Genomic DNA, 23,918 nt, shown 5'->3' with positions numbered 1-23,918 from the left:
TTTTTACAAAGTTAATTAATTCAACGTCAAAATGATGGAGTTCAGAGACCTTGGCTTCTTATCCGGGCCAATACCTTTTATTCCTTCAATAAAGATCCTGTCACCAGGCCTAGCCATTGCTTGTCTCTTAATAAGTTCAGGATTATCAGAAAATCTAGCACCTGTTGCTGTTTTACAAGTCATACCAGGCACATAGTCTCCACCTTTGATCAACATAGCAACGGTAAATTCAGTGATCTGGAATTTGGCTTCAAATTCGAATTTTTCGAGAACAGCCTGTGGTGCAATTGCTACCTTAAACTGACCTGCACTCATCATACCTTCTCTTTTGCCTAACAGATATGCAACAGGATCGGGGATGTATTTTACACGAATTGGCATTGAAGAAACCTTGATGTCAGCGGCAGTTCTGTCTTTTGACTTAGCCATGATATCTACCATGAAATTAGGGTTTGGTGTAGTACAGTTGATCATGTACTTACCATTACCACCGGTAGCAGTACCACCAGGAGGCAACTTCAGATAAACGTCTTCTATTGAATAACCTGCAGCACTAACAGTTACCGGGTTGTCAACACCAATGTAAAATACGTTCATCTTATCCAACTGCAATGATGCACCGGTAGTACCCACCATGTAGTCGAAAGACCATGGTTTAGTGATCTTACCCTGCTCCGCTGTTTCCAAAGTAATGGTACCCTTAACTGTTTGTACACCAGTACCAGCAGCTACAGTCTCCCACTCAATAACACCGTTCTTTGCAGGCTTCTTGTTACCACCTCCCTGAGAGATAGCCAATGTAGGCATATTGCTCTTATTGAAGGCAGCCAACAATATTGTAGCCTCGATCTTATCACCAACCAGTGCATAGGTAGTTTTAGGAACGGCAACGGCAGCTGTAGTATCATACTTCAGGTCACGAGCGTGAGATAACTCAGCCAACTTCTTGATAACGATCGCTTCAGAACTGCGTACATCGTTCTGGAACTTAGAGAACATAGCCAAAGCAGCAATTGCGGGCATATGCTCAAAGTTACCAATGTTCCAGTCACCTGTTGGGTTGTGGTCATGGTTTTTGTGTGCCGGTTCAACGACAAGCGGCATAAATGGACTCAATGAAGCTGAGTCTTTCGGGATCTGATTTAACAGGAATTGCCTTAATTCAGTAATTCTCTTCTGCAATTCAGTTCCACCTTTCCTTTCAACAAGCAATGTAGTAGTTGCATCGATGTTGTCCATCTTATCAGGCATACCCGGTTCTTCAGCAGAATAACCACCAGCTTCAACTATGATCTTTTTCTTCCAATCATCAAGGTACTTAACCATGTCATTGGATTGTTTAACCACTTCATCGGCCTGAATTCTGTAAGGTCTTACCTTATCAGCCTGACCTGTTTCTTTTTCACTGGCTATGATTGCAGCGTACAAATCCTTAGTTCTTGCGTCAATGGATTCATTAGACCTATTCATACTAGTGCTCAATGTTCTGAAGGCATTGAGGATCTCATTAGATACATTGAGGGCCAGCAGTGCAGTCAAAACCAGATACATCAGGTTGATCATTATCTGCCGCGGCTCTTTAGGTATAGACATTCTTTATCTTTTACTATAAGTGAGTTATAATAATGTTTCGTTCGTATTATCAGCTACTAGCGGCCCTGCATTGCAGACAGCATGTTGCCGTATACCTTGTTCAAGGTAGTAAGGTTTGTAGCCAACAGACCGATCTGCTCCTTAGCGCTGGTCGCATCCTTAGCACTTGATGCCATAGCATCAGACGCTGTAACAAGGTTGCTATAGAACTTGTTCATAGCTTTCAGGTGATTGTTTGCATCCTGCAGTTCTACTTCATAGATCTGGTTCAAAGTACCGAGGTTCTTAGACAATACTTTAACCTGACTGTGGAAATTAACAGTATCGGCAGCAGCATCATTGAATGCACCCATAGTTTTAGACGCACCCTGGAAAGTTGCTTTCATCTGACCCAAAGCTTCGGCAGCTTCACGTGCACCCTTAGAATAGGCTTCTGTAGAGGCAGTGATGTTGGTGATATCCTTTATCTGATCAACAGTCTGACCGAATTTATTGAAATTCTCGCCCAGGCGTTTCATACTTTCAGGAGTGATCTTAGCTTCTTCGAGCATTTTATCCATAGAAGCCAATCCAGAACCACCTTTCTTTTCCTCTGCTGCATGAGCACCTACATGCTTGATACCTTTTTTGAAAGCCTCAACGTGTGGGTTTTCAGTGATACCAGGGTAAAAACGCTCCCAGTAGTAATCACTGTGTGGCGGGAGCAGACCAAGCATCGCGAAGATGACAGCCTCGGTGATCATACCTGAAGTAAGCATGATACTTGCACCTGGCCAGTGCTGGATCTTAAAGAGGGCACCCATCAATACCACAGATGCTCCAAGACCTATGATCAGATTCTTAATGTACTTACCTGCGTTAGATTCAAAAAAGATTACTATCGGATTCATGTTATTTTTTAGTTTAACTTCTTTATACGTTAGTGATAAAATACCTGTCGTTAATGTGCATTCAATTATTTGTTCCTCATAGGACGCCTGTTGCTTAATGCAGGAGCAGGGTAAGTGATAACAGTACGGAAACCGATGTAAGGCTTAGCTGTATCTGCATATTCGTAATCACGAGTACCCACCTGCAGATAATAAGCTACGTCTCTCCAGCTACCACCACGAACAACTTTACGAGTAAGATAAACCGCAGCGTTGTCTTTAGCACTGAAACCTAACTCAGGGTTGATATCAGCAACCTGATTGTAAGAACCACCGAAGTAAGCTGATGAAGTCCACTCAGAAACGTTTCCTGACATGTTCTTCAGACCAAAATCGTTAGCTGCATATTTGTCAACCGGTACAGTGTACAAGCCACCATCTGCTGAGTAGTTACCACGCTGAGGTTTGAAGTTAGCCAGGTAACAGCCTTTTTTGTTGATGATGTAAGGACCGCCCCATGGATAAGGAGCTTCGTTACGACCACCGCGAGCTGCATATTCCCACTCTTCTTCTGTTGGCAGGCGGAAACGGCCTTCTGTGTACATTCTTGCCTTATCGCGCTCTGACCTCCAGACGTTGGTACGCCAATCGCAGAATGCATTACACTGATAGAAGTTGACACCTACAACAGGGTAAGTATTGAAACCCTGGAACCAGAAATACTGGCGGGCAATAGGCTCATTGTAAGAGTAAGAGTACTGGCGCACCCAAACTGTAGTATCCGGGTAAGCAGGAACATCCTGTTTTACTACGAATGCTTTATCATTATAACCTTTCAGGCTTCTGTTTCTTGACGCGTTACCGAAATCAAAAGTTTCAGAATGGTATACCAAAGTGCTTGCGTTCAACAGCTTTACACCCCAACCAGACTGATCTGCCGGTGTGTACATTGAAGCCAGCTGATCCTGTACGTCAGCATCTCTCCAGTTGATACGCTTGTTCCAGTCAAGACGGGTTGTACCATCCGGAAGGTCTTTTACGTACTGAAGGAGCGTGCGCGCCATAGAATCCTTTACCCAGTTGGTGAACTGGCGGTATTCCTGGTTAGATATTTCGGTACCATCCATCCAGAAACCAACAATCTGAATGGTGTGAATAGTGGCATCATTTCTGCCACGTACATCCTCATCGCTGGCTCCCATCTTAAATGTACCGGATGGCACGTATACCATTCCGATAGGCAGTGGTGCCTTGTACATTAACCTTGTCTGATCACCTATTAATTGGCCATTGGAGCCCCTTTTCCCACAGCTTGCAAATAGTGCGAGCAATGCTAAAGCTGAGACTTTCAGGGATGTTCTTTTCATACTACTAGTTATTATTTTAGCAATTTGGCAAGTAAAACGTCGGGGTTCTAAACTTATCAGATTTAGAAACCGACGCACAATATTCAAAGAATTTTTCAAAAATACAACTTTCCGTAAAAAAATGTTAATAAAACGGATTAATAATTTTTTAATAAAAAAATCTTATTAAAAATCATTAATCAGCTTAATCGCTTGCTCACTACTGCTGACAGGCGATAAACATGATTCTTCCGAGCACACAAATATATGCAATTTAGCTTCAGAAAATTTATTTTCTAAAAGAGGTATTTGGGGCTCATTTCCGGTTGTAAAAAGGGAAAAAACATGAGGAAAAAAGCTGTTTTTAAAATCTACACTCACTTTATCGCTGTTTTTACCCGCAGAAACTACCGTTTTCATACCCATAATGCTGCGTTGTATCAACTGCCCCCAATAGCCAAAAGAATAGCTATACCGACCGGCTGTTTCCGCGATATTGCGCAACATAACACCTGATCTTTCTATCCATTCGGTGCGCTCCATTAACATGCCTGCGACCCATAAATTATGCGCCATTACTGCATTTGCAGAAGGCGTGGCGCCGTCGTAGAGGTCTATCTTCCTCACTGGTATATCAGACTGATGTATGGAAGTAAAATAGAAATAACCGCCATCATCAGTGAAATCCCGTAGTACTAATTCTATTATTTCACCTGCTTTAACGCCCCATTGCTGATCGCCTGTTAGTGACAACAACTGCAATAATGCCTGCGCCAGGTAAGCAAGATCATCCAATTTAGCGGGGATACGGGCTGTGCCGTTGCTCCATGTGTGCATTATATTGCCTTCAACGTAAAACTGCTCTAATAGGACCGTCATGTGGTCTACAGCACGTACTTTATAAGCGTCATTACCCAATGTAGCAGCTGCTTTGGTGAGCGCAATGCTCATCAGTGCATTCCACGACAACAGGCACTTATCATCTGTAAGCGGGCGCATACGTTGACTCCTGTAGGCCAGCAGCTTTGTTTTGGCTATTTCTATCTTCCATTCCAGATCGGCAGCAGGTGTCTCGTAATGCGCTGCTATTACGGCAATATCGCGGCCAAGGTGTAGGATATTCGTTTCTTCCCAATTACCATGTTCTGTAACACCGAAATACGCCGCCACAGCGGGTTCTGCACTACCTAATGCCTCGTTCCAGTCATCCCACGTAAAGGTGTAAAACTTACCTTCCACACCCTCGCTGTCGGCATCGAGCGCACAATAGTAAGTGCCGGTCTTATCCTTTAGTTCGCGCTCTGCAAATGCTATTGTTTCTTCAACAATATTCTTATAGCGAATATCATTGGTAACCATATACGCGTCACAGTACGAGAGGATAAGCAAGGCATTATCGTAAAGCATTTTTTCGAAGTGCGGTGCGAGCCATTCCCGGTCGGTAGAATACCGCGCAAAGCCGCCACCCAACTGATCATAGATACCTCCATCGGCCATCTTATCAAGGCTTAACAATGCCTGATCGAGCGATGGTTTGTGGCCTGTAAAATGGTAGTGTTCGAGCAGGTAACTGATAGCCATAGTACCCGGAAATTTAGGTGCATTACCAAAGCCACCCTTCTCTTTATCTGCCTGCTGCAAAAGGCTGTGAGCTATTTTGTCGCTGATCTCTTTGTTCCAGATAAGGCCTGTTTTAGCAGTTACGGTCTTTGCCGCCTGCTGCAGGTGCTGTATCATTTGCTGCGCCTGCAGGGTTACTTCGTCGTGCTGGTGCACCCATACCTCCGTCATGCGCTGCATGAGCTGCAACCAGGAAGGTTTGTTGTAAGCAGGCCTTGGCGGATAGTAGGTGCCGCCATAAAAGGGAATGCGATCGGGCGTTACAAACACATTGAGTGGCCAGCCTCCATTGCCGCTTATAGCCTGCACTGCATCCATGTACATGTGGTCAACATCGGGGTGTTCTTCCCTGTCTACCTTAATGCAAATGAAATGGTCGTTCATGTAGCCGGCTACCTCATCGTTTTCAAAGCTCTCCCGCTCCATAACATGACACCAATGGCAGGCAGAATAGCCTATACTGACAATAACCGGCTTATTCAGTGCCTTTGCCAGCTCAAACGCCTCATCTCCCCATGGATACCAGTCTACGGGGTTGTGGGCATGCTGAAGTAGGTATTGGCTCGTTTCTTTGGCTAGTCTGTTCATAAAACTTAAAAATAAAAACTTAAAAGTAAAAAGTGTATTGTTGGGTCCATCTAAACCAATTCCCAACGGAAGGTGGCGTTGATAGCCCAACTATTATCTGGTATTGTTAAGCCATTATCCTTTGCTGTACACATGCAATGTCTTATCTGGCAAGTTAAGTCAAAAAGAAAGAAGGTTCACAGCGCAGGGCATATGAACCTTCTTTTGAATTATTTGCGGGTAATTTATTTCTTTATTGCTCCAAGATAGCCATCCAATGCTGCAACCATAGATGGTGCATTGGTGGCAGGGGCCTTTATATCTAATCTCAAACCATGATCTTCAACCGCCTTGGCCGTAGTTGGACCAAACGCACCGATCAATGTGCCATTCTGATTGAATTCAGGCGAATGATCGAACAATGTCTGCACACTATATGGGCTGAAGAAAACGATAATGTCGTAAGATGATTGCATTACCTCAGATATGTCGTTGGAAACCGTTCTGTAGAGAGCAGCTTCAGCATATTTTACACTATGCTTGATCATGAACTGGGCAATATCATTCTTACCGCTATCAGATAAAGGCAGAATGAATTTTTCGTTGGTCTTGTGCTTGCCTATTATTTCCAGAAGACCTGCAGTGCTACCATCGGCAGAGAAAAACACTTTTCTTTTGCGGTAAAGGATGAACTTCTGCAGGTATAATGCAACAGCTTCGGTGATACAGAAATACTTCATATCCTGAGAGACCTTTACTTTCAATTCTTCACAGATCCTGAAAAAATGGTCAACAGCGCTGCGGCTGGTGAGTATCATAGCGGTATGCTCAGCAATATCTACCTTCTGCTTGCGAAATTCTTTACCTGAAAGGCCTTCTACGCGAATGAACGGATGGAAATCGATCTTTACGTCAAACTTTTTGGCTAGATCGAAATAGGGTGATTTGTCCGTTTCAGGACGCGGTTGAGTGATCAGTATATTATTAATCTTGACTTCTTTTTTCTCTGCACCTTTCTTCTTAGAAGTAACAACTTTTGCCATAAATCGAGGATTTCGGTATGTTTTTAAACGTTGTTATTTTGTTTTAGTAAAACATCAGTCCTTTTACTAATAATTTCATTAAAACCGCCAATGGCAATAATTCCGAGGCACAAAGGTACATAAAAAAATGAAATTTGCTATATTGGAAAAACGAACCAAACACCTGCCACGACCTGATGTACCTGTTCAACAGCAGTAAACCACCGGCTATGAAAGAGACCACGATCATTTGCCGCGCAACGCTTGCATCGGCAAAAGCAAGGATGATTATGAACGGAATAAGTACGATGGCCAGTATCTTATTGATCAAAAAAACATTAAAAAGATAATGTTCGGTAACACCTTCTACCCTGAAAGCCCAACCGCTGAAACGAACTGCAAGGTATTTGGAGGTGTATATAATAGCCGTACCCACTATGAGCATGATGATGAGCAATGACGATGGAATAACCCCGGAATGCTGTGGTGTATAGAATTTTACCACATAGTACATGTAAGAACCTACCGATATGGCAAAGAATACGTTCATGAGGAGATTGAGGAACCCTGCACCCTGCAGCTGATCTTTTAACTGGCGATTACTTAATGTAGGGTTCCAGAAAGCAGACCACAGGTTGACGAAGTAACGCTGGTCGATATAGCGGATAACACCAAGTAGCAGGCACAATGACAGCAAAAGGTAAAAATCAGACGTTTGAGATTCCCAGTTGTGAGTGAGCTGTATATCGCTTACTATCAGGCGGGCATTCATGAGCGGGTTGTGCGTCAACATGCTATCTGTAAGGCGCAGCACTGCCTGTTCACTCGCAGCGCTATCAGGAAGTACCGGAATGTTGTATTGACCTAATTGCAATGGCACGCGCTTACCGGTGGCATTGCCGGCAAACAACAACAGGAAACATAAGAAAAGGTATACGATGCGCATTGGAAGGGACAAAATTAACTGATTAGTGCTTCAAATAATTTGTGATAAATTGATAAACTACAAGTATTTATCCACCGCCTGTGTTGATAACATTATATATAAAGAAATAATCACTACATAGATGTATAGATGAACAGGATAACAGAGGGTATAGAATTGCCGTAAATTTGCACCCACATGGAAAATAATGCTTACCAGGATGCCAGGAAAGAAAATGCAGCGCCATCGGCAGGTATATATATACATATACCCTTTTGCAAGCAAGCATGCGTCTACTGCAATTTTCATTTCTCCACTTCTCTGAAGTATAAAGATGAAATGGTGCAGGCCATAATTGCAGAACTGGTCATGCAGAAGGACTACCTGCGCAATGTACCGATAGAGACCATTTACTTTGGTGGTGGCACGCCCTCGCTACTCAGCGAATATGAGATCAATACCATAATTGAGACCGTTCAGAAAAATTACACAGTAAATAAGCTGGTAGAGTGTACGCTGGAAGCCAATCCTGATGACCTGAGCAGGGAATACCTGAGGGGATTGAAAAGTACACCGATAAACAGGTTAAGCATAGGTGTACAGTCATTCAGGGAAGAAGATCTGCTGTATATGAAGCGGGCACACAATGCACAGGAAGCGGATTATGCCATAAAGGCAGCGCAGGACCATGAATTGAGCAACATTAGTATAGACCTCATCTACGGCACACCCGGACTGACCGACAAAGACTGGAAAGCTAACCTGGCGAAACTGAAAGAACTGGCCATACCCCATTTTTCGGCGTACGCTCTTACGGTAGAAGAGAAAACAGAACTTAACCACCTTATTCAGAAAAAAAGATCGGCTCCGGTAGATGCAGAGCAGGCCGCAGGGCAGTTTGAACTGCTGATGGAGTATGCCGAAGTTATGGGCTATGAGCATTATGAAATAAGCAACCTGGCACTGCCTGGCAAATATGCGGTGCATAATACCAACTACTGGCGCGGGCTACCCTACCTTGGTATTGGTCCATCGGCGCACTCATTTAGCGGTTCGGCAAGAAAATGGAATGTGGCGAATAACGCGCTGTACACTAAAAGTATCCTCATAGATAAGAAAGTACCTTTTAAAGAAGAGGTACTGACAGAAGTACAGTTCATGAATGAATACATTATGACATCGCTCCGCACCATGTGGGGTTGCGACCTGGAAAAGATAGAAAAGGACTGGGGAAGCGATGTGTTGAAGGAACTGATGAAAAAGGCTGAACGGCTTATAGATAAAGGCATGCTGGAATTGAAAGAAAAAAAACTGATCATTACCAATAAGGGGAAGTTATTTACAGATAGGATAGCGGGAGATCTGTTTTTTTAGATTGCGTTGTTAGGAAATCTATATAGCGCCCCATGTTGGGAGGAGACGCAAAATCTTGCGTCTCTACGAACCCCTCGAATTATATAGATATCACCCACTAGGCATTACGACACTTTTAAGTTTTCCCATTTAAGTTTTCACTTATTTTGCACTCATGTTTGCCGATATCATACTGCCGCTGAATCTGCCGCAGTTACTCACTTATGGCGTACCCATTGAAATGCAGGAGCTGCTGAAGCCTGGCATGAGGGTGGAAGTTGCGCTCGGCAAAAACAAACAGTATAGCGGTATTGTAGAACGGCTGCATAACGAAAAGCCGGAAGCCTACATGGTAAAGCCCATCAGAAATATTATTGATGAAGCGCCGGTAGCCAATGAAAAACAACTAAAATTCTGGCGGTGGATAGGTGAGTACTATATGTCGGCACCGGGAGAGGTGATGCAGGCCGCACTACCTGCCCACCTGAAACTGATGGGCGAGACCCGGCTACAGTGGATAGCGGGAGAGGATGTGCAGATCAACCTGAGCGACGAAGGCTATATTGCTGCAGAGGCGCTACAGATAAAAGGAGAAATAACCATAAGCGAACTGCGGGAGATAGTTGGCTATCGCCAGCTGGCAGCCGTCCTTAATGAGCTGCTGGAGCATGAGGTGATCCGTATCAACGATGAACTGGAGCAATCTTATAAGCCAAGAAAAGAGAGGATCGTTGTGTTAGCAGAGGTATATAAAGAAGAGCAGGCGCTCATGCACTTGTTCGACAGGCTGGCACGCGCACCTAAGCAACTGGAGCTGATAATGGCCTATACTGAGCTGAACATTAAGAAAGGTTATGTAAGGCAAGTAGACCTGCTGGACAGGGCCAAAGCAACCGCCTCTCACCTGAAAGCACTGGTAGAAAAAGATGTATTCAGCATTAAGGAACAGGAGATAGACCGCCTACCTGCAAAAGATATTCCGATAACCAAAGAAGTCGCGTTTACCCCTGTGCAACAGGTGGCCTATGACGACCTGAATAAAGGCCTGAACGAAAAGAATGTAGCACTGCTGCAGGGTGTGACCGGTAGTGGTAAGACTCTACTTTATATTCATAAGATACAGGAATGTATTAACCAGGGCAAGCAGGCATTACTGCTGCTCCCAGAGATTGCAGTGACCACCCAACTTGTAAGCAGGCTACTAGCCTACTTTGGCGATAGCCTAGGGGTATACCATAGCCACTTCAGCAATAATGAGCGGGTAGAGATATGGGAGAAGGTGCGTAAGGGTATCTATAAAGTAGTGGTTGGGCCAAGGTCTGCCTTATGGCTGCCATACAATACCCTGGGTATAGTGATCATAGATGAAGAGCACGATGGCTCTTACAAACAACGTGACCCTGCACCCCGCTTTCATGCACGTGATGCTGCAATATACCTGGCTGCATTGTATGAGTCTAAAGTGATATTGGGTTCTGCAACTCCCTCACTGGAAAGCCTGTATAATGTGCAGCAAGGCAAATATGCTTATGCATCCCTGAAAGACAGATATATGGGTGTGAAAATGCCTGAGATAGAACTGGTGAGTCCACGGAGTACCGACACGGCCAAAACCAAAACCCCGGGTATACTTACGCCACAGCTGCAGCAAGCAATATTAGAAGCACTGGCCCATAAAAAGCAGGTGATCCTCTTCCAGAACAGGAGAGGCTACTCACCTTTTCAGCAATGCACAGTGTGTGGCTGGGTGGCACAATGCACCAATTGCGCCGTATCGCTCACTTACCACAAAAGCACCGGCAAACTACATTGTCATTATTGCGGACTGAAAGCTGCGCTTACACATGCCTGTCCCAGCTGTGGCAGCAGTAGTATGAGCAGTAAGAGCTTTGGCACAGAGAAGATAGAAGAAGAAGTACAGCAGCTATTCCCCAAGGCCAAGGTAGCCCGCATGGATGTAGACAGCATGCGCAAAAAGAACAGCATGGCAGAGTTGTTTGAGAACCTGCAAAAACATAAGGTAGATATATTGGTAGGTACCCAGATGGTGGTGAAGGGATTGGACTTCGCATCTGTATCACTGGTAGGTATATTGAGTGCCGATAGCATACTCAGCTTCCCCGATTTCAGAGTAAACGAGCGTGCATTTCAACTGATGGAGCAGGTGAGCGGAAGAGCAGGCAGGGCTGATGGCGAGGGACGTGTGATCATACAAACATATAACCTACAGCACCCCACCCTGCAATGGGTAAAGGAGCATAATGTTTCTGCTTTCTACAGATCTGAGATCAAGTTCAGGGAGATGTTTGGTTACCCGCCATTTACCCGTTTGATCAAGATCATATTCAGGCATAAAGATGAGGCCAAAGCCATGGCTGCGGCGGGATTAATGGCACAAGGGTTACTGACCATGCCCCATGTAACCGTGCAGGGCCCCGGCCCGGCTGTAGTAGCCCGTATCCGCGACCAATACATTCAGGAGATATGGATGAAGTGCCCGAAGGACAATAAGCAAATGGAGCCGGTGAAGGAGTTTTTGAAGACTCAGAAGCAGTATATCCTCAACCAGCGCGGCTATTCTAATGTACAGATAGTATTTGATGTGGACCCGGCATGACAGTTTGCAGATTTTGGAAAATGAATGCACGTAGTATATTATTCGCTTATTGAAAAGCAGCTAATATCTGGTTAAATTTAGAAGTCGACCAGTCACCGAGTTGATACTGCCTTAGTATTCGTTCGTCCTTATGATACACCTTTAGTGTGACATCTTGTTTACTATAGCGTCCACCCAGTTTAAAATGAAAATCCTCTATTTTCCCAGACATGATCGCTTGTTCATTCCCTTCCATATAGACAATGGTCAATACCCCATTCCTGGCAGAAATTGATGTAATGAAAACCAATTGGCGCACTTGCCTTGGCAAAAAGAACAGTAAAAAAATAACAGTACTTACGATTGCGCCGAACACCCAATGCCCCTGAATAATTGAAGGAATGAAGAAAAACGCAGGCATTATAAGAGAAACGTAAAAGGCCCTAACTATCCTTTGATTATAGGATCTTAGTTCCTTTACTTTTATTTCAAACATATTCTCAATCATTATTATTCAGACTAGCTATTATAAAGCTACCAAACAACTCAAATAAAACTTAATTTTTTACCTCTGTTACACTTCGTAAATTTGTAATAACACACATTTGTAACCTATTTCCATATCGAATGCCAAAAATGAACTTCATGAAAAACTTAATCAGTTCCTTATCCTTGTTGGTTGTAGCATCTTGTTTTCAGCCGGCAAGTCTCCATGCTCAAACCATCAATGCATTTGCAGGTAATCACACCAGCGGGTATAGCGGCGATGGCAGTTCTGCTTTGTCTGCACAATGCTATGCGCCAGCAGGTATAGCCGTAGATGCCGCAGGAAATGTTTATTTCTGCGAGCTGGGCAACTCTGTTATCAGGAAAGTGAGCACTTCGGGTATCATATCCACCGTTGCAGGCACAGGCACTGCGGGTTTCAGTGGCAATGGAGGACCAGCTACTGCGGCCAAGATCAATCAGCCTACCAGCGTAGCTGTTGATGATACCGGCAACATTATATTTACAGACGATGCCAATAATATGATCCGAAAGATCAACACTTCGGGCATTATATCCACCATAGCGGGCACGGGCACGGGTGGCTATTTCGGTGATCTTGGACTGGCAGTAAATGCACAACTCAATTCTCCTTCAGGAGTGGCAACAGATCATAAAGGCAATGTGTTTATTGCTGATGTTTATAACCATGCAGTTCGCAAAATAGACACAGGGGGGCGGATCACTACAATAGCTGGCGATGGATCTCCCGGATATACCGGCAATGGGTATCCGGCTATAATGTCAAGTCTTAATTTCCCCAAAGGTGTGTGGGCAGATAGCACAGGCAATCTTTTCATTGTAGACCAGGGTAATTCTGTTATCAGGCGTATCAACACAGGCGGCGTTATTAACACCTATGCCGGCTGCGACACACCCGGATATAGTGGCGATGGCGGCTACGGCTATAAGGCTAAACTCAATGCACCAACAGAAATCACTACAGATAGGTCAGGCAATTTATATATCGCTGATTTCAGCAATCATGTCATCAGAAAAGTAACGCCAGGCGGCTTTATCAGCACTTACGCGGGTTCCGGCACATCGGGCTATAGCGGCGATGGCGGTAATGCACGCATGGCCAATATGGCCGGCCCATATGGAGTTGCCATAAGCAGCAACGGCAGAATGTACATTACCGACGAGATCAATAATGTGATCCGCGTAATAGATCTGGCAACAGGAGTAGAACAAACAATTTCGCTCCATCCGTTTACACTAAATGTGTATCCTAACCCTAGTGATGGTGCCATAACAATAGAGATCCCAGCAACCAATCTTGAAGCAAATCTATTAGTTGTTGATGTTACCGGAAGAACAGTACAAACAAGATCTATTGCGGCTGGCAATCAGTCCATTAAGGTGGGCCTACAGGGTCTTGCGACAGGCACCTATTTTGTAAAGGTGGCTGTTGGTAGCGATATTTACAGAGAGAAGTTTGTAGTAAATAATTAAGTAATTCCGCAAGGACCTGAAGGCATTCTTGCTATTGACTCCGATAAAATATAATAATGACTGCAACAGAATTTGTTGACCAGATAAAAGATTTCGCTGTAACCAAGGCAGACCTAAAAAATGCCGATTTCCCTGATGAATTTGCAGGAATGCTGGCGAAAGGGTATGAGTATAAGGTACTACCCAAGACCAAGAATTCGGCGAATGAAATCATCAACCTGATATCCAATTATGACATGTCAAGTGTCGAGATCGGTATGATCTCATTTGAGAAGGAAATTAAGGAAACCGAGGGTTTCTATTTCTTCGGCAAGGTAGAACTAGACCTGATGGCCATAAGCAAGGGCAATAATGAAATAGTAGTTGTCGACTATGCCAATACCGATGAGATCATTCAATATTGTGCTGCCAATTCTAAGAAGTTCTTAGCCGCCATGATGGCCGCCTGGAGAGCAACAACCGAGTTTTTGCTGGATGAAGAAAAGGCCGATGATTATGACTATAGAGAAGAAGTGATCGCAAAGTGCACCGAACTTGCAGGAGGAGATGCATACTTCGATTTCTTTGATAATATGCTGGGGGATTAAGTCAACTTGAAAGTTGTTATTCATTTCTCCAAAACAAAAGAGGCTTGCCATATTCCCGGCAAGCCTCTTTGTTTATATTGTTATTGTTACTTCAGTATATAGCTATCCACATCCTTCTTCGTGATCGTCTTGTCAGATAAGATAATAAGGCGTTCTACAACATTGCGCAGCTCGCGGATATTACCTGTCCAGTTATATTGCTGCAATGCCTTCATTGCATCGGGAGCAATTTCTTTTACCGGTTGTTTATACTCTTCGCAAAGATCATTCAGGAAATGATCTACCAGCATAGGGATATCATCGCGGCGGTCGTTGAGCGATGGCACCTGTATGAGTATCACACTCAGTCGGTGATAAAGATCTAAACGGAAACGCTTCGCTTCTACCTCTTCCAAAAGGTTCTTGTTGGTAGCCGCGATCACGCGCACATCTACCTTTATTTCCTTCTCACCACCTACACGGGTTATCTTACCCTCTTGGAGTGCACGCAACATCTTAGCCTGTGCGTCGTGGCTCATGTCCCCTATTTCATCCAGGAACAGTGTACCTCCGCTTGCCTGCTCAAACTTACCTAAGCGCTGCTTGATAGCCGATGTGAATGATCCTTTCTCATGACCAAACAGTTCACTTTCTATCAACTCAGATGGTATGGCAGCGCAGTTTACCTCTATCATTGGTCCGTTGGCGCGATTACTCAATTCATGGATCTTACGTGCTACCAGTTCCTTACCTACGCCATTCTCACCTGTCACCAGCACACGTGCATCAGTTGGTGCTACTTTAGCTATTGTGTCCTGTATTTTCAGTATACCTTCACTATTGCCTATCATTTCGCTGCCGCCCTTGGCTATCTTCTTGCGCAGTTGTTTTGTTTCCGCCACCAACACCTTCTTATCCATAGCATTGCGCAGTGTTATCAAAAGGCGGTTCAGATCGGGTGGCTTAGAGATATAATCGTACGCTCCCTTGCGTACTGCTTCTACAGCAGTTTCTAAGTTGCCGTGGCCTGATATTACTATAAATGGCACATCGGGCTTTTCCTCTTTGGCAAACTGCAATACTTCAAGCCCGTCTTTCTTAGGCATTTTAATATCGCAGAGTATGCAGTCGTAATTGTTTTCTTTTATCTTCTTTATACCCTCTTCGCCATCTGCAGCTTCTTCAACTGTAAATCCTTCGAAGGTGAGTATTTCGGTGAGCGCTTTACGTATCGCCCTTTCATCGTCTATAACCAGTATGTTCTGTGCCATTGTGTGTGTTGAATATTAATTATAGCATTTTCAGTGCCAAAATACTGCATAATTTTTTGTCGGCTAAAAATAAGTGCTTTCCGGGGTGTTAAAAATGAAAAAGCCCGCTTTTCAGAGGGCAGGCAACCAGCGTTGCCCGGTAGCTTTTTCAATGTTATGCCGCAGTATTCACTTTTATTGCCGGTAGATCTTTTGCATTGATTATGTGGTGATCCTCGGCTTGCTCTACTTCCTTGGCTGTGGGTAATAGTATCAACCTTAAAGTGGTATCATTGGTAAAGTAGCTGATAGCCCAGTTTATGAAGATCATGAGTTTATTCTTTACGCTCAGTATCAGCATCAGATGCAGGAACATCCAGGTAAGCCATGCCAATACTCCCTGAAAACTCATAAATGGCAGATCTACTACCGCCTTGCGCTTACCAACAGTGGCCATGGTACCGGGGTTGGTGTACTTGAATGGCAGCAGCGGCTTGTTTTTCAATAATCTCACAAAATTGCCTGCAAGATTTTTGGCCTGGTTATTGGCCACATTGGCCAGCTGGGCGTGTCCTTTAGGCCACTCTTTTGTTTCCATATAGGCTATATCACCTATGGCAAATACGTTTTGAAGCCCTTCTACCCGGTTCATCTCATCAACCTTTATGCGGTTACCCCGCACAATAGCTGTTTCAGGTATACCTTCGGGCACATTACCTTTTACTCCGGCCGTCCATATTAGATTAGCGCTCTTAATGGTACCACCATTTTTCAAAGTCACTACATGCCCGTCATAATTCTCAACAACCGTATTCAGCAATATTTTCACACCCATTTTTTCAAGGTATTGCTGAGATTTGGTCTGCGCAGCTTCGCTCATGTTTTGCAACGTGTGGCCAGCACCTTCCAATAAATATATGGTCAGCTTTGAGAAGTCCATATCATGGTAGTCCCTTGGCAATACATTCTTCTTCATTTCTGCCAGTGACCCCGCCAACTCTACTCCGGTAGCCCCGCCACCTACAACCACTATGTTCATTATCTCCTCCAGCTCGTCGGGAGTAGCATTGAGTGCATCTTCAAAATTGAGGAGAATACGGTTGCGCAGCGCAATGGCTTCGCTGGTAGATTTCATAGGGAAGGCGTGCTTCTCTATTTCCTTATTGCCAAAAAAGTTAGATGTGCAACCGGTAGCTATCACCAGGTAATCATAGGTAAATATCCCGTCGGGGGTAATCACTTTCTGTTCGGCAGTATCTATCTTATTCACTTTTGTGATCCTCACATGAACGTCTTTTCTATTCTGAAAAACCTTTCGGAGGGGGAAGGAGATCGCACTTGGTTCTAATCTTGCAGTGGCTACCTGGTATAATAAAGGCTGGAACTGGTGGAAGTTGTACTGGTCTGTGATGATTATATTATAACCTTCATTCTTTAATCGCCTGGCTAGTTGCAGTCCTGCAAAGCCGGCACCGATTATTACAATTGTTTTTGTCATAACTCCGATAATTCATTACGCAAAACTACCATAAAACATGGGCCAACATTATTACCGTTACGTATACATGGCTATGCATCAAACTATATATATTATTTAGCAATGCTATTCGTGAGGTTTGAATTTAACCCGGGATCTGCTAAATTTGATCACTCTTTACCTCAATCATCACCATTGTTACTTCACCAGCTGATAAAAGGCATATCTCATTTATTCTACCCCCACTTGTGCGAGGGGTGCAACAGGCAATTGGTGGCAGATGAGCAGGTATTGTGTATTAGCTGCGAAATGGAATTGCCTGAAACACGCAACTATAATATACCTGAGAACGAAACGGGATTAAGGTTTGCCGGCAGGGTGCCATATCAACATGCAGCCACATATGCCTATTTCACTGATGAAGGACTATTGCAACACCTGCTGCATGGACTAAAATATCAGGGAAAGAAAGAGATTGGCACTTTTCTGGGCAGGAAATTCGGGCAAAACCTGAAAACAGCAGACTGGATCAACGACATAGACGCTATCATACCCGTACCGCTGCATCCCGACAAATTATCGAAACGTGGGTTTAACCAGAGTGTGCTAATTGCTGAGGGTTTAGCTGCAACCACCGGGCTGCCAATAGTCAATAATGTGCTGCAAAGAACACGAAACACAGAAAGCCAGACCCGCAAAACCCGGAATGAACGTGTAGAAAATATGGCAGGAGCCTTTAAAGTAGCAGATAAACAGGCATTAACCAACAAACACATACTGCTTATAGATGATGTATTAACTACAGGCGCTACATTGGAAGCCTGCGCACATGCACTGATGCAGGAAACAGATATAAGGATAAGCATAGCCACTATTGGCATTGCGGTGTAAGTCAATATTAGTAGTACAATTTGCAGAATTGCCCTGAAAACCGATTTGAAATAAGTTTCAACATCATAGGATGGGAGACTATATTAATTTGAAAGCAACACCTATATTTGTACAGATTTCTGTAAGCTACTTGGTTAAATAAATATTTCGCCATACCTTACGCGATTAGTTGGCTACCCGCCAGCGAATAAAAGCTATTATATAACAAATTCGGTTTATGAAGAAACACTTATTGGCGGCATCAATGGTACTGGCATCCTTTAGCTCCATAGGGGCTGGTTACCAGTTAAATCTGCAAGGGATCAGGCAGCTCGCAATGGGCGGCACAGGTACTGCTATGCCCTGGGATGCATCTACCATTTTTTACAATCCGGGCGGTCTTTCTCGTCTTAAGGGTATCCAGGTTTACGGTAGCATATTGGGCATCATGCCTTCTACTGCCTATGGCAATTACTACCTGGGTTCTACCAAATCTGTAAAACAAACTTTTACTCCTTTCAATCTTTATGTTGGTGGCCCTATCAGAGAAGGCAGCCGTGTAGGTCTTGGATTGGGTATCTATACGCCATTCGGTTCTGGTCTTAAGTGGGACGACAACTGGACCGGCAGATATATCGTTCAGTCCATCGAACTTAAATCATTCTTCTTTCAGCCTACTATCAGCTACCGCTTCTCCAACTTCCTTTCGGGTGGTATCGGTCTGATCTATGCTACAGGTACTTTCGATTTCAAGCAGGCACTTCCTGTTCAAAATTCATATGAAGAAGCAGGTACGCTTACCCTTCATGGTAACGCCAATGGCGTTGGTTTCAACGCAGGTTTACAGATGAAGTTCAGCGATCGTTTCCAGGTGGGTCTTACTTACCGCTCACAGGTAACAATGAATATTGGCGGCGGTTCTGCTAATTTCAACGTTCCTTCTTCTTTGCGCAGCAACTTCCCTAATACCCGTTTCGAAACATTCCTGCCTTTACCGCAGGTTGCTTCAATAGGTTTTGCTATCAAACCACTGAATAACGAGCGCCTTACCCTACAGTTAGACTTTAACTACACCGGCTGGAACTCTTATGATTCTTTGAGGATCAATTTTGCAGAGCACACAACTTCTTTGCAAGACAATCATGCTCCGCGCCATTACCGCAATACATTGACTACCCGCCTTGGTGCTAATTACAAGATCAGCAAGGTAGTATCTGTAATGGCTGGTGGTGCGTATGATCCAACTCCGGTTGTTAATGGTTATGTAACTCCGGATCTTCCGGATGCTGACCACATTGTCGTTACAATGGGTGCTGCTATTAAGCCGATCAAAAGATTTACCATTCTTGCAGCATGCGAGTTTGTAACCACTCCTAAGCGTAATTCTACTTACGACTTCGCAGGATTCAGCGGTACATTCTGGACACAGGCTATAACACCAGGCATTGGTATTTATTACAATTTCTAATCAAACGAAACGATGAAAAAACTATATATATTCGGGGCTTTAGCTTGTCTTTTGTCTGCCTGCAAACCCAGTGTAAATATCACAGTACCACCTACCGCAGGTGATGCTGACTTCAGAAGCTACCTGGCTATCGGTAACTCATTGACTGCAGGATTCTCAGATAACAGCCTCACTGTTACAGGTCAGCTGAACTCATATCCACAAAGGCTATTTGAACAGTTCGCATTGATACAGGATCGTGGCGCGCAGGGTAATTTTTACCAGCCTCTGCTTATCACTGATATGGGCTATCCTGGTCCTCGTAAGGAACTGGCTATTGTTTACTATTGCAACGGCGATTCTTCAGTTGCACCAATAGACCTTTCTTACTTCTCAGCAAGTGCAGAAGATGCTAAGCCATACGTAAGCACAGGCCCTAATGGACAGATCAATAACATTGGTGTACCTGGTATTCGCGTAGCAGACTACAACTTTGCAGGCTATGCTGCATTGAACAAATGGGCTGCACGTTTCTACAAATCACCTAACACTTCTACTCCTCAGCAGGAACTGGAATACCGTGTAAGCAATAACCACCCTACCTTCTTTACAATGTGGTTGGGCGCTAACGATGTGTTGGGTTACGCAGTAGCAGGCGGACAGGGTGATGGTTCTGGTAACGCATTGCCTATCGCAGCTAATTTGTATAACAGGAATGACATTACACCTACGCCTGTATTCGACACTAACTACAGCCACGCTGTAATGGCGTCTATCAGCACAGGTGCTAAGGGTGCTTTGATCAATATCCCGGATATTACCAAGATCCCTTTCTTCACTACTATCCCTGCAAATGGCCTGGTCCTTACCCGCCAGTCTCAGGCAGACTCATTGACAGCGTTCTACTCTTCATTGAACTATGTGTTCCAGTTGGGTGCTAACTACTTCATAGTAAGAGATAACCTGGGTAACTTAAGGCAGGCAGTTCCTGGTGAGCTGATCTTGTTGACAACGCCTAAGGATTCTATCACATGCGCAGGATGGGGCAGCTACAAAGCTATTCCACAGTCTTACGTGTTGACTACAGAAGAAATACAGAACATCAAGAATGCTACTACCCGCTTCAACGAAAAGATAGCTGGTTACGCTTTCCGTAACAACCTTGCTTTAGTGGACATGTTCAGCTACATGAGCACTATCGAATCGGGTATCGTTTATAACGGCATCAAGTACAATTCACAGTTCGTTACAGGTGGCGCTTTCTCTCTGGATGGTGTACACATGAACCCACGTGGATATGCGATCATTGCTAACAAGATCATCGAAACTATCAACACTAAGTATCACTCAACCATTTCCCCGGTTAATGTGAACAAGTACAGCGGTATACTTTTCCCTGGTAATTTCTAATACACACACTTATATTATCAAATGAGATCCCGCTCCACAAGAGCGGGATTTTTTTGTGTTGTGGTGTCTCTTGTCTGAACTGCGATGGCAGTGATTACATGATAGACTATGAATCCTGCCTTGTATTGTTTGGGAATGTCTATACGCGGGAAATGCCTCGTAGCGGCTTCCGGTTTGTAGCAAACGAGATAAAAGTAAGCATTGCCCCTTAGGGGCTACCCACTGTAAAACATCTTGTTCAGGAAACTTAAACTGGGTATATAATGATTTCAACCCTTACTACTTCTTCCCCGCCGTATCCACCGCCTGCTTCTTGATCCACTCTTTATAGCTATCGCGGATCCACATTTTCAGCTCCAGGTCGCTGGCCTCACGAGCATACATAATGGGCATGGGATAGGCATACATAAAGTGCGCCATACTGTCGCCTGTAAGTCCCGTCATCTTGGTCACCAATGCAGGCGTATACCTGGTATCTATAAACCTGTTTTCCTCATCTACGGCAAAATCTTTCTGAAACTGGTAGGCCATGCGCGCCTTCTTAGAGAACAGCTCTGCAATGGCAGATACTGGACTATTAAATGGAGAGGGTGGCTTGCGCGACAGCACAGTATGGTAGATAACTTTTCTTTCCGCACTATCTATCTGGTATTTACTGCGCTTGTCGCCATGAAACACAAACTCCTTTAGCTGTGTGGTAGATGGTTGCAGCTTTACGTTCATGGTGGAAATGATCACCGAAACCGGCTTTGTACGCACTTCTGTTTTGTACCCAATATAGGTAAAGGCTATGCTCTCGCCGGTATTGGCAGGTAGTGTATAAAACCCGTTCTCATCGGTAGTGGTACCTTGTTGTGTCTTTACATTTACCACCGTTACAGCAAACAACGGCAGACCGGTAGCCGCATCTGTCACCACACCCTGTAAAGACTGGGCATTGGTAACTAACGAACATAAGAGGACAATAATGGATAAAAAATAGCGCAAGATGACGGTGTATGTGGGTAAAGCTAGCGCATAAAGACTGCTACCGTATCATCATACATAATGTTTAGCAATATTTTAAGGAAGACGTTAAGAGAAGGCTAATGCGTCTTCCTTTCAAGATTGGGAAGTAGCCCCGTAATAATACCCAATAGTGGTAAGAACGCACAGATATGGAACACATGACTGATACTGGTATGATCGGCCAGGCGGCCCAGCAAGGCAGACCCTATACCCGCTATACCAAATGCAAAGCCAAAGAACAATCCCGAAATAGTGCCCACCCTGCCCGGCACCAGCTCTTGCGCATATACCAATATCGCCGAGAAAGCAGAAGCTATAATAACACCTATGGCAGCAGCTAATACGCCAGTCCAGAAAAGATTGGCATAGGGTAATAACAATGTAAACGGAGCAGCACCTAATATAGAGAACCAGATAATGTACTTACGGCCAAACCTGTCGCCCAACGGCCCGCCAATAAGCGTACCCGCAGCCACGGCAGCCAGGAAGATGAACAGGTACATCTGCGACTGCTGCACGGTAAGCTGAAACTTATCTATAAGGAAGAAGGTAAAGTAACTGGTCATGCTCGTCATGTAGAAATACTTGGAGAAGATAAGCAGCAACAATATGGTCATAGACATGGCCACCTTGCCTTTAGACAGGTGATGCGGCTCTTCTATAGATTTAGGTCCCTTACCGGCAGCACGCAGCGTAAGGTGATTTTGATACCATGCCCCTATGCGCATAAGTATGGTTATACCCACCAATGCGGCAATACTAAACCATAGTATATGCGCCTGCCCATGCGATACCACTATCACTGCCACCAGCAGTGGCCCGAAGGCACTACCCCCATTACCGCCCAGCTGAAAAATAGACTGCGCTAACCCCCGCTTACCGCCCGAAGCCAGGAAGGCTACCCGCGATGCCTCTGGGTGAAAAATAGATGACCCCAGGCCCACAAAAGCTACCGAAGCCAGTATAGTATAGAAGTTATATGCCTGTGATAAAAAGATAAGCCCCAGCAGCGTAAAACACATGCCAATAGCCAATGAGTAAGGCTGCGGCTTCTTATCGGTAAAATGGCCTATAAATGGCTGTAATAATGACGCTGTAAGCTGGAAGGTAAACGTGATCAACCCTATCTGTGAAAAAGACAATTGAAACTTGGTCTTCATCATAGGATACACAGACGGTATTACCGACTGGCACATATCATTAATGCAGTGCGTAAAAGCTATAGTGAACAGTATAGGGTATACTGTGTTTTGAGCTAACTGTTTGGTTGATGCTTGCATGGGGAATGGCAAAAATAAGGGATATTAGAATCTGCGTATAAATATTGGTACGTTTTCAGCAATCTAGATTTCTACCCATCCTTGTTTTATTAAAGTCACTTTTGATTTTTGAATAAATGTATTCAAATCTGTGGTTAGATTTGCGTGTTCATTCGTTAACTCGAGAAAGAAAATGCAGATTGCATTACCAAAGCCATCAAAGTGAACCGGAAACCTAAACCGCCTTTGATTACCATTGCTTTTGACATTAGTTAAGAGATCGAAGCTGCTTATTGAAAAACTATAACCGCTCCAGCCATATCGCCGAGTATTAACTGGCAGACCAGTTTCAACACTGAATGCCCGCACACCAGACGGTACTCTGCAAGAACTATCCAAAATACAATAAATCATCTTAGGCGAGACAAGACCAGAAACGAAAATATTTTTAAAATTTTCCGCCCCGGGATATAAATATATCCTCGAACTATCGAATTGAATAAAGGTCGTTTGACCAATAGTATCTGAGATAATATCTCCGGTGTATTTTGGGTATTCAACACGGGTATTCTTTATACTAAAAATAGAGGCAATAGTCATATGTTCAGCTATCTTGTCATTTCTGAAATCTTTTGTCCAATGCTTTTTACCCGCAGCGTCTTTCGACATAAACCTACGATAAGTGCAGCTCTCGGAAAGAAGAAAAGTACAGAACAATATTGCCAGAAAACATCTCATT

General features: G+C 44.2%; 19 protein-coding genes. 7 read left to right on the top strand and 12 right to left on the bottom strand.

The window, feature by feature from the left end; genetic code table 11:
- Window positions 1-15 precede the first annotated feature (15 nt).
- From porM to CJD36_RS12750, 6 genes are all read right to left on the bottom strand, one after another.
- The gene (porM, locus tag CJD36_RS12775) at window positions 16-1,593 is read right to left on the bottom strand and encodes a type IX secretion system motor protein PorM/GldM (RefSeq protein ID WP_105039565.1); all 1,578 of its coding nucleotides are present in this window, start codon (window positions 1,591-1,593) and stop codon (window positions 16-18) included.
- A gap of 56 nt (window positions 1,594-1,649) precedes the next feature.
- On the bottom strand, window positions 1,650-2,483 hold the full coding sequence (gene porL / locus CJD36_RS12770) for a type IX secretion system motor protein PorL/GldL (RefSeq protein WP_105039564.1): 834 nt from the start codon (window positions 2,481-2,483) through the stop codon (window positions 1,650-1,652).
- 65 nt (window positions 2,484-2,548) lie between these two features.
- Window positions 2,549-3,829, bottom strand: a complete 1,281-nt coding sequence (porK, locus tag CJD36_RS12765) for a T9SS ring complex lipoprotein PorK/GldK (protein WP_105039563.1) — start codon at window positions 3,827-3,829, stop codon at window positions 2,549-2,551.
- A gap of 165 nt (window positions 3,830-3,994) precedes the next feature.
- On the bottom strand, window positions 3,995-6,016 hold the full coding sequence (locus CJD36_RS12760; RefSeq protein ID WP_105039562.1) for a thioredoxin domain-containing protein: 2,022 nt from the start codon (window positions 6,014-6,016) through the stop codon (window positions 3,995-3,997).
- Between the two features lie 224 nt (window positions 6,017-6,240).
- Window positions 6,241-7,038 (bottom strand): uroporphyrinogen-III synthase, encoded by a 798-nt coding sequence (locus CJD36_RS12755; protein ID WP_105039561.1) that lies wholly within the window; start codon window positions 7,036-7,038, stop codon window positions 6,241-6,243.
- 43 nt (window positions 7,039-7,081) lie between these two features.
- Window positions 7,082-7,963 carry a DUF4271 domain-containing protein gene (locus CJD36_RS12750; RefSeq protein WP_105039560.1) on the bottom strand — a complete coding sequence of 294 codons (882 nt, stop codon included), beginning with the start codon at window positions 7,961-7,963 and terminating at the stop codon, window positions 7,082-7,084.
- A 177-nt stretch (window positions 7,964-8,140) separates the two neighbouring features.
- On the opposite strand from CJD36_RS12750, the gene hemW reads away from it, so the two are divergent.
- Window positions 8,141-9,316: a radical SAM family heme chaperone HemW gene (gene hemW / locus CJD36_RS12745; protein ID WP_105039559.1), complete on the top strand. Its 1,176-nt coding sequence runs from the start codon at window positions 8,141-8,143 to the stop codon at window positions 9,314-9,316.
- Between the two features lie 154 nt (window positions 9,317-9,470).
- Window positions 9,471-11,912, top strand: a complete 2,442-nt coding sequence (priA, locus tag CJD36_RS12740; RefSeq protein ID WP_105039558.1) for a replication restart helicase PriA — start codon at window positions 9,471-9,473, stop codon at window positions 11,910-11,912.
- A 46-nt stretch (window positions 11,913-11,958) separates the two neighbouring features.
- Here priA and CJD36_RS12735 read toward each other — a convergent pair whose 3' ends face one another.
- Window positions 11,959-12,387 carry a hypothetical protein gene (locus CJD36_RS12735; RefSeq protein ID WP_133162634.1) on the bottom strand — a complete coding sequence of 143 codons (429 nt, stop codon included), beginning with the start codon at window positions 12,385-12,387 and terminating at the stop codon, window positions 11,959-11,961.
- A gap of 149 nt (window positions 12,388-12,536) precedes the next feature.
- Between CJD36_RS12735 and CJD36_RS12730 the strand changes: the two genes are divergently transcribed.
- Window positions 12,537-13,892, top strand: a complete 1,356-nt coding sequence (locus CJD36_RS12730) for an NHL domain-containing protein (RefSeq protein ID WP_161499303.1) — start codon at window positions 12,537-12,539, stop codon at window positions 13,890-13,892.
- Window positions 13,893-13,948: 56 nt separating this feature from the next.
- Entirely contained in the window at window positions 13,949-14,479 is a 531-nt protein-coding gene (locus CJD36_RS12725) for a hypothetical protein (protein WP_105039555.1), read from the top strand.
- 86 nt (window positions 14,480-14,565) lie between these two features.
- Here the strand turns inward: CJD36_RS12725 and CJD36_RS12720 are convergent, their stop codons facing one another.
- The gene (locus CJD36_RS12720) at window positions 14,566-15,729 is read right to left on the bottom strand and encodes a sigma-54-dependent transcriptional regulator (protein ID WP_105039554.1); all 1,164 of its coding nucleotides are present in this window, start codon (window positions 15,727-15,729) and stop codon (window positions 14,566-14,568) included.
- 154 nt (window positions 15,730-15,883) lie between these two features.
- Window positions 15,884-17,206 (bottom strand): NAD(P)/FAD-dependent oxidoreductase, encoded by a 1,323-nt coding sequence (locus CJD36_RS12715; protein WP_105039553.1) that lies wholly within the window; start codon window positions 17,204-17,206, stop codon window positions 15,884-15,886.
- A 111-nt stretch (window positions 17,207-17,317) separates the two neighbouring features.
- Here CJD36_RS12715 and CJD36_RS12710 point away from each other — a divergent pair, with 111 nt between their 5' ends.
- From CJD36_RS12710 to CJD36_RS12700, 3 genes are all read left to right on the top strand, one after another.
- Entirely contained in the window at window positions 17,318-18,076 is a 759-nt protein-coding gene (locus CJD36_RS12710; RefSeq protein ID WP_161499302.1) for a ComF family protein, read from the top strand.
- A gap of 217 nt (window positions 18,077-18,293) precedes the next feature.
- Window positions 18,294-19,523: an OmpP1/FadL family transporter gene (locus CJD36_RS12705; RefSeq protein WP_105039551.1), complete on the top strand. Its 1,230-nt coding sequence runs from the start codon at window positions 18,294-18,296 to the stop codon at window positions 19,521-19,523.
- 12 nt (window positions 19,524-19,535) lie between these two features.
- Window positions 19,536-20,912, top strand: a complete 1,377-nt coding sequence (locus tag CJD36_RS12700; RefSeq protein WP_105039550.1) for an SGNH/GDSL hydrolase family protein — start codon at window positions 19,536-19,538, stop codon at window positions 20,910-20,912.
- A gap of 279 nt (window positions 20,913-21,191) precedes the next feature.
- On the opposite strand, the gene CJD36_RS12695 is transcribed toward CJD36_RS12700, so the two are convergent.
- The 3 genes from CJD36_RS12695 to CJD36_RS12685 all read right to left on the bottom strand — a co-directional run bounded on the left by CJD36_RS12695 (window position 21,192) and on the right by CJD36_RS12685 (window position 23,848).
- The gene (locus tag CJD36_RS12695; RefSeq protein ID WP_161499301.1) at window positions 21,192-21,899 is read right to left on the bottom strand and encodes a carboxypeptidase-like regulatory domain-containing protein; all 708 of its coding nucleotides are present in this window, start codon (window positions 21,897-21,899) and stop codon (window positions 21,192-21,194) included.
- Window positions 21,900-21,997: 98 nt separating this feature from the next.
- A complete protein-coding gene (locus CJD36_RS12690) occupies window positions 21,998-23,200 on the bottom strand; it encodes an MFS transporter (RefSeq protein ID WP_105039548.1) in 1,203 nt (400 codons plus the stop codon).
- A 63-nt stretch (window positions 23,201-23,263) separates the two neighbouring features.
- Window positions 23,264-23,848, bottom strand: a complete 585-nt coding sequence (locus CJD36_RS12685) for a hypothetical protein (RefSeq protein WP_105039547.1) — start codon at window positions 23,846-23,848, stop codon at window positions 23,264-23,266.
- Between the last annotated feature and the right edge of the window lie 70 nt (window positions 23,849-23,918).

The sequence above is a fragment of the Flavipsychrobacter stenotrophus genome (assembly GCF_002954265.1).
Taxonomy (GTDB): Bacteria; Bacteroidota; Bacteroidia; order Chitinophagales; family Chitinophagaceae; genus Flavipsychrobacter; species Flavipsychrobacter stenotrophus.
This window is presented reverse-complemented; position numbering and strand designations above follow the sequence as displayed.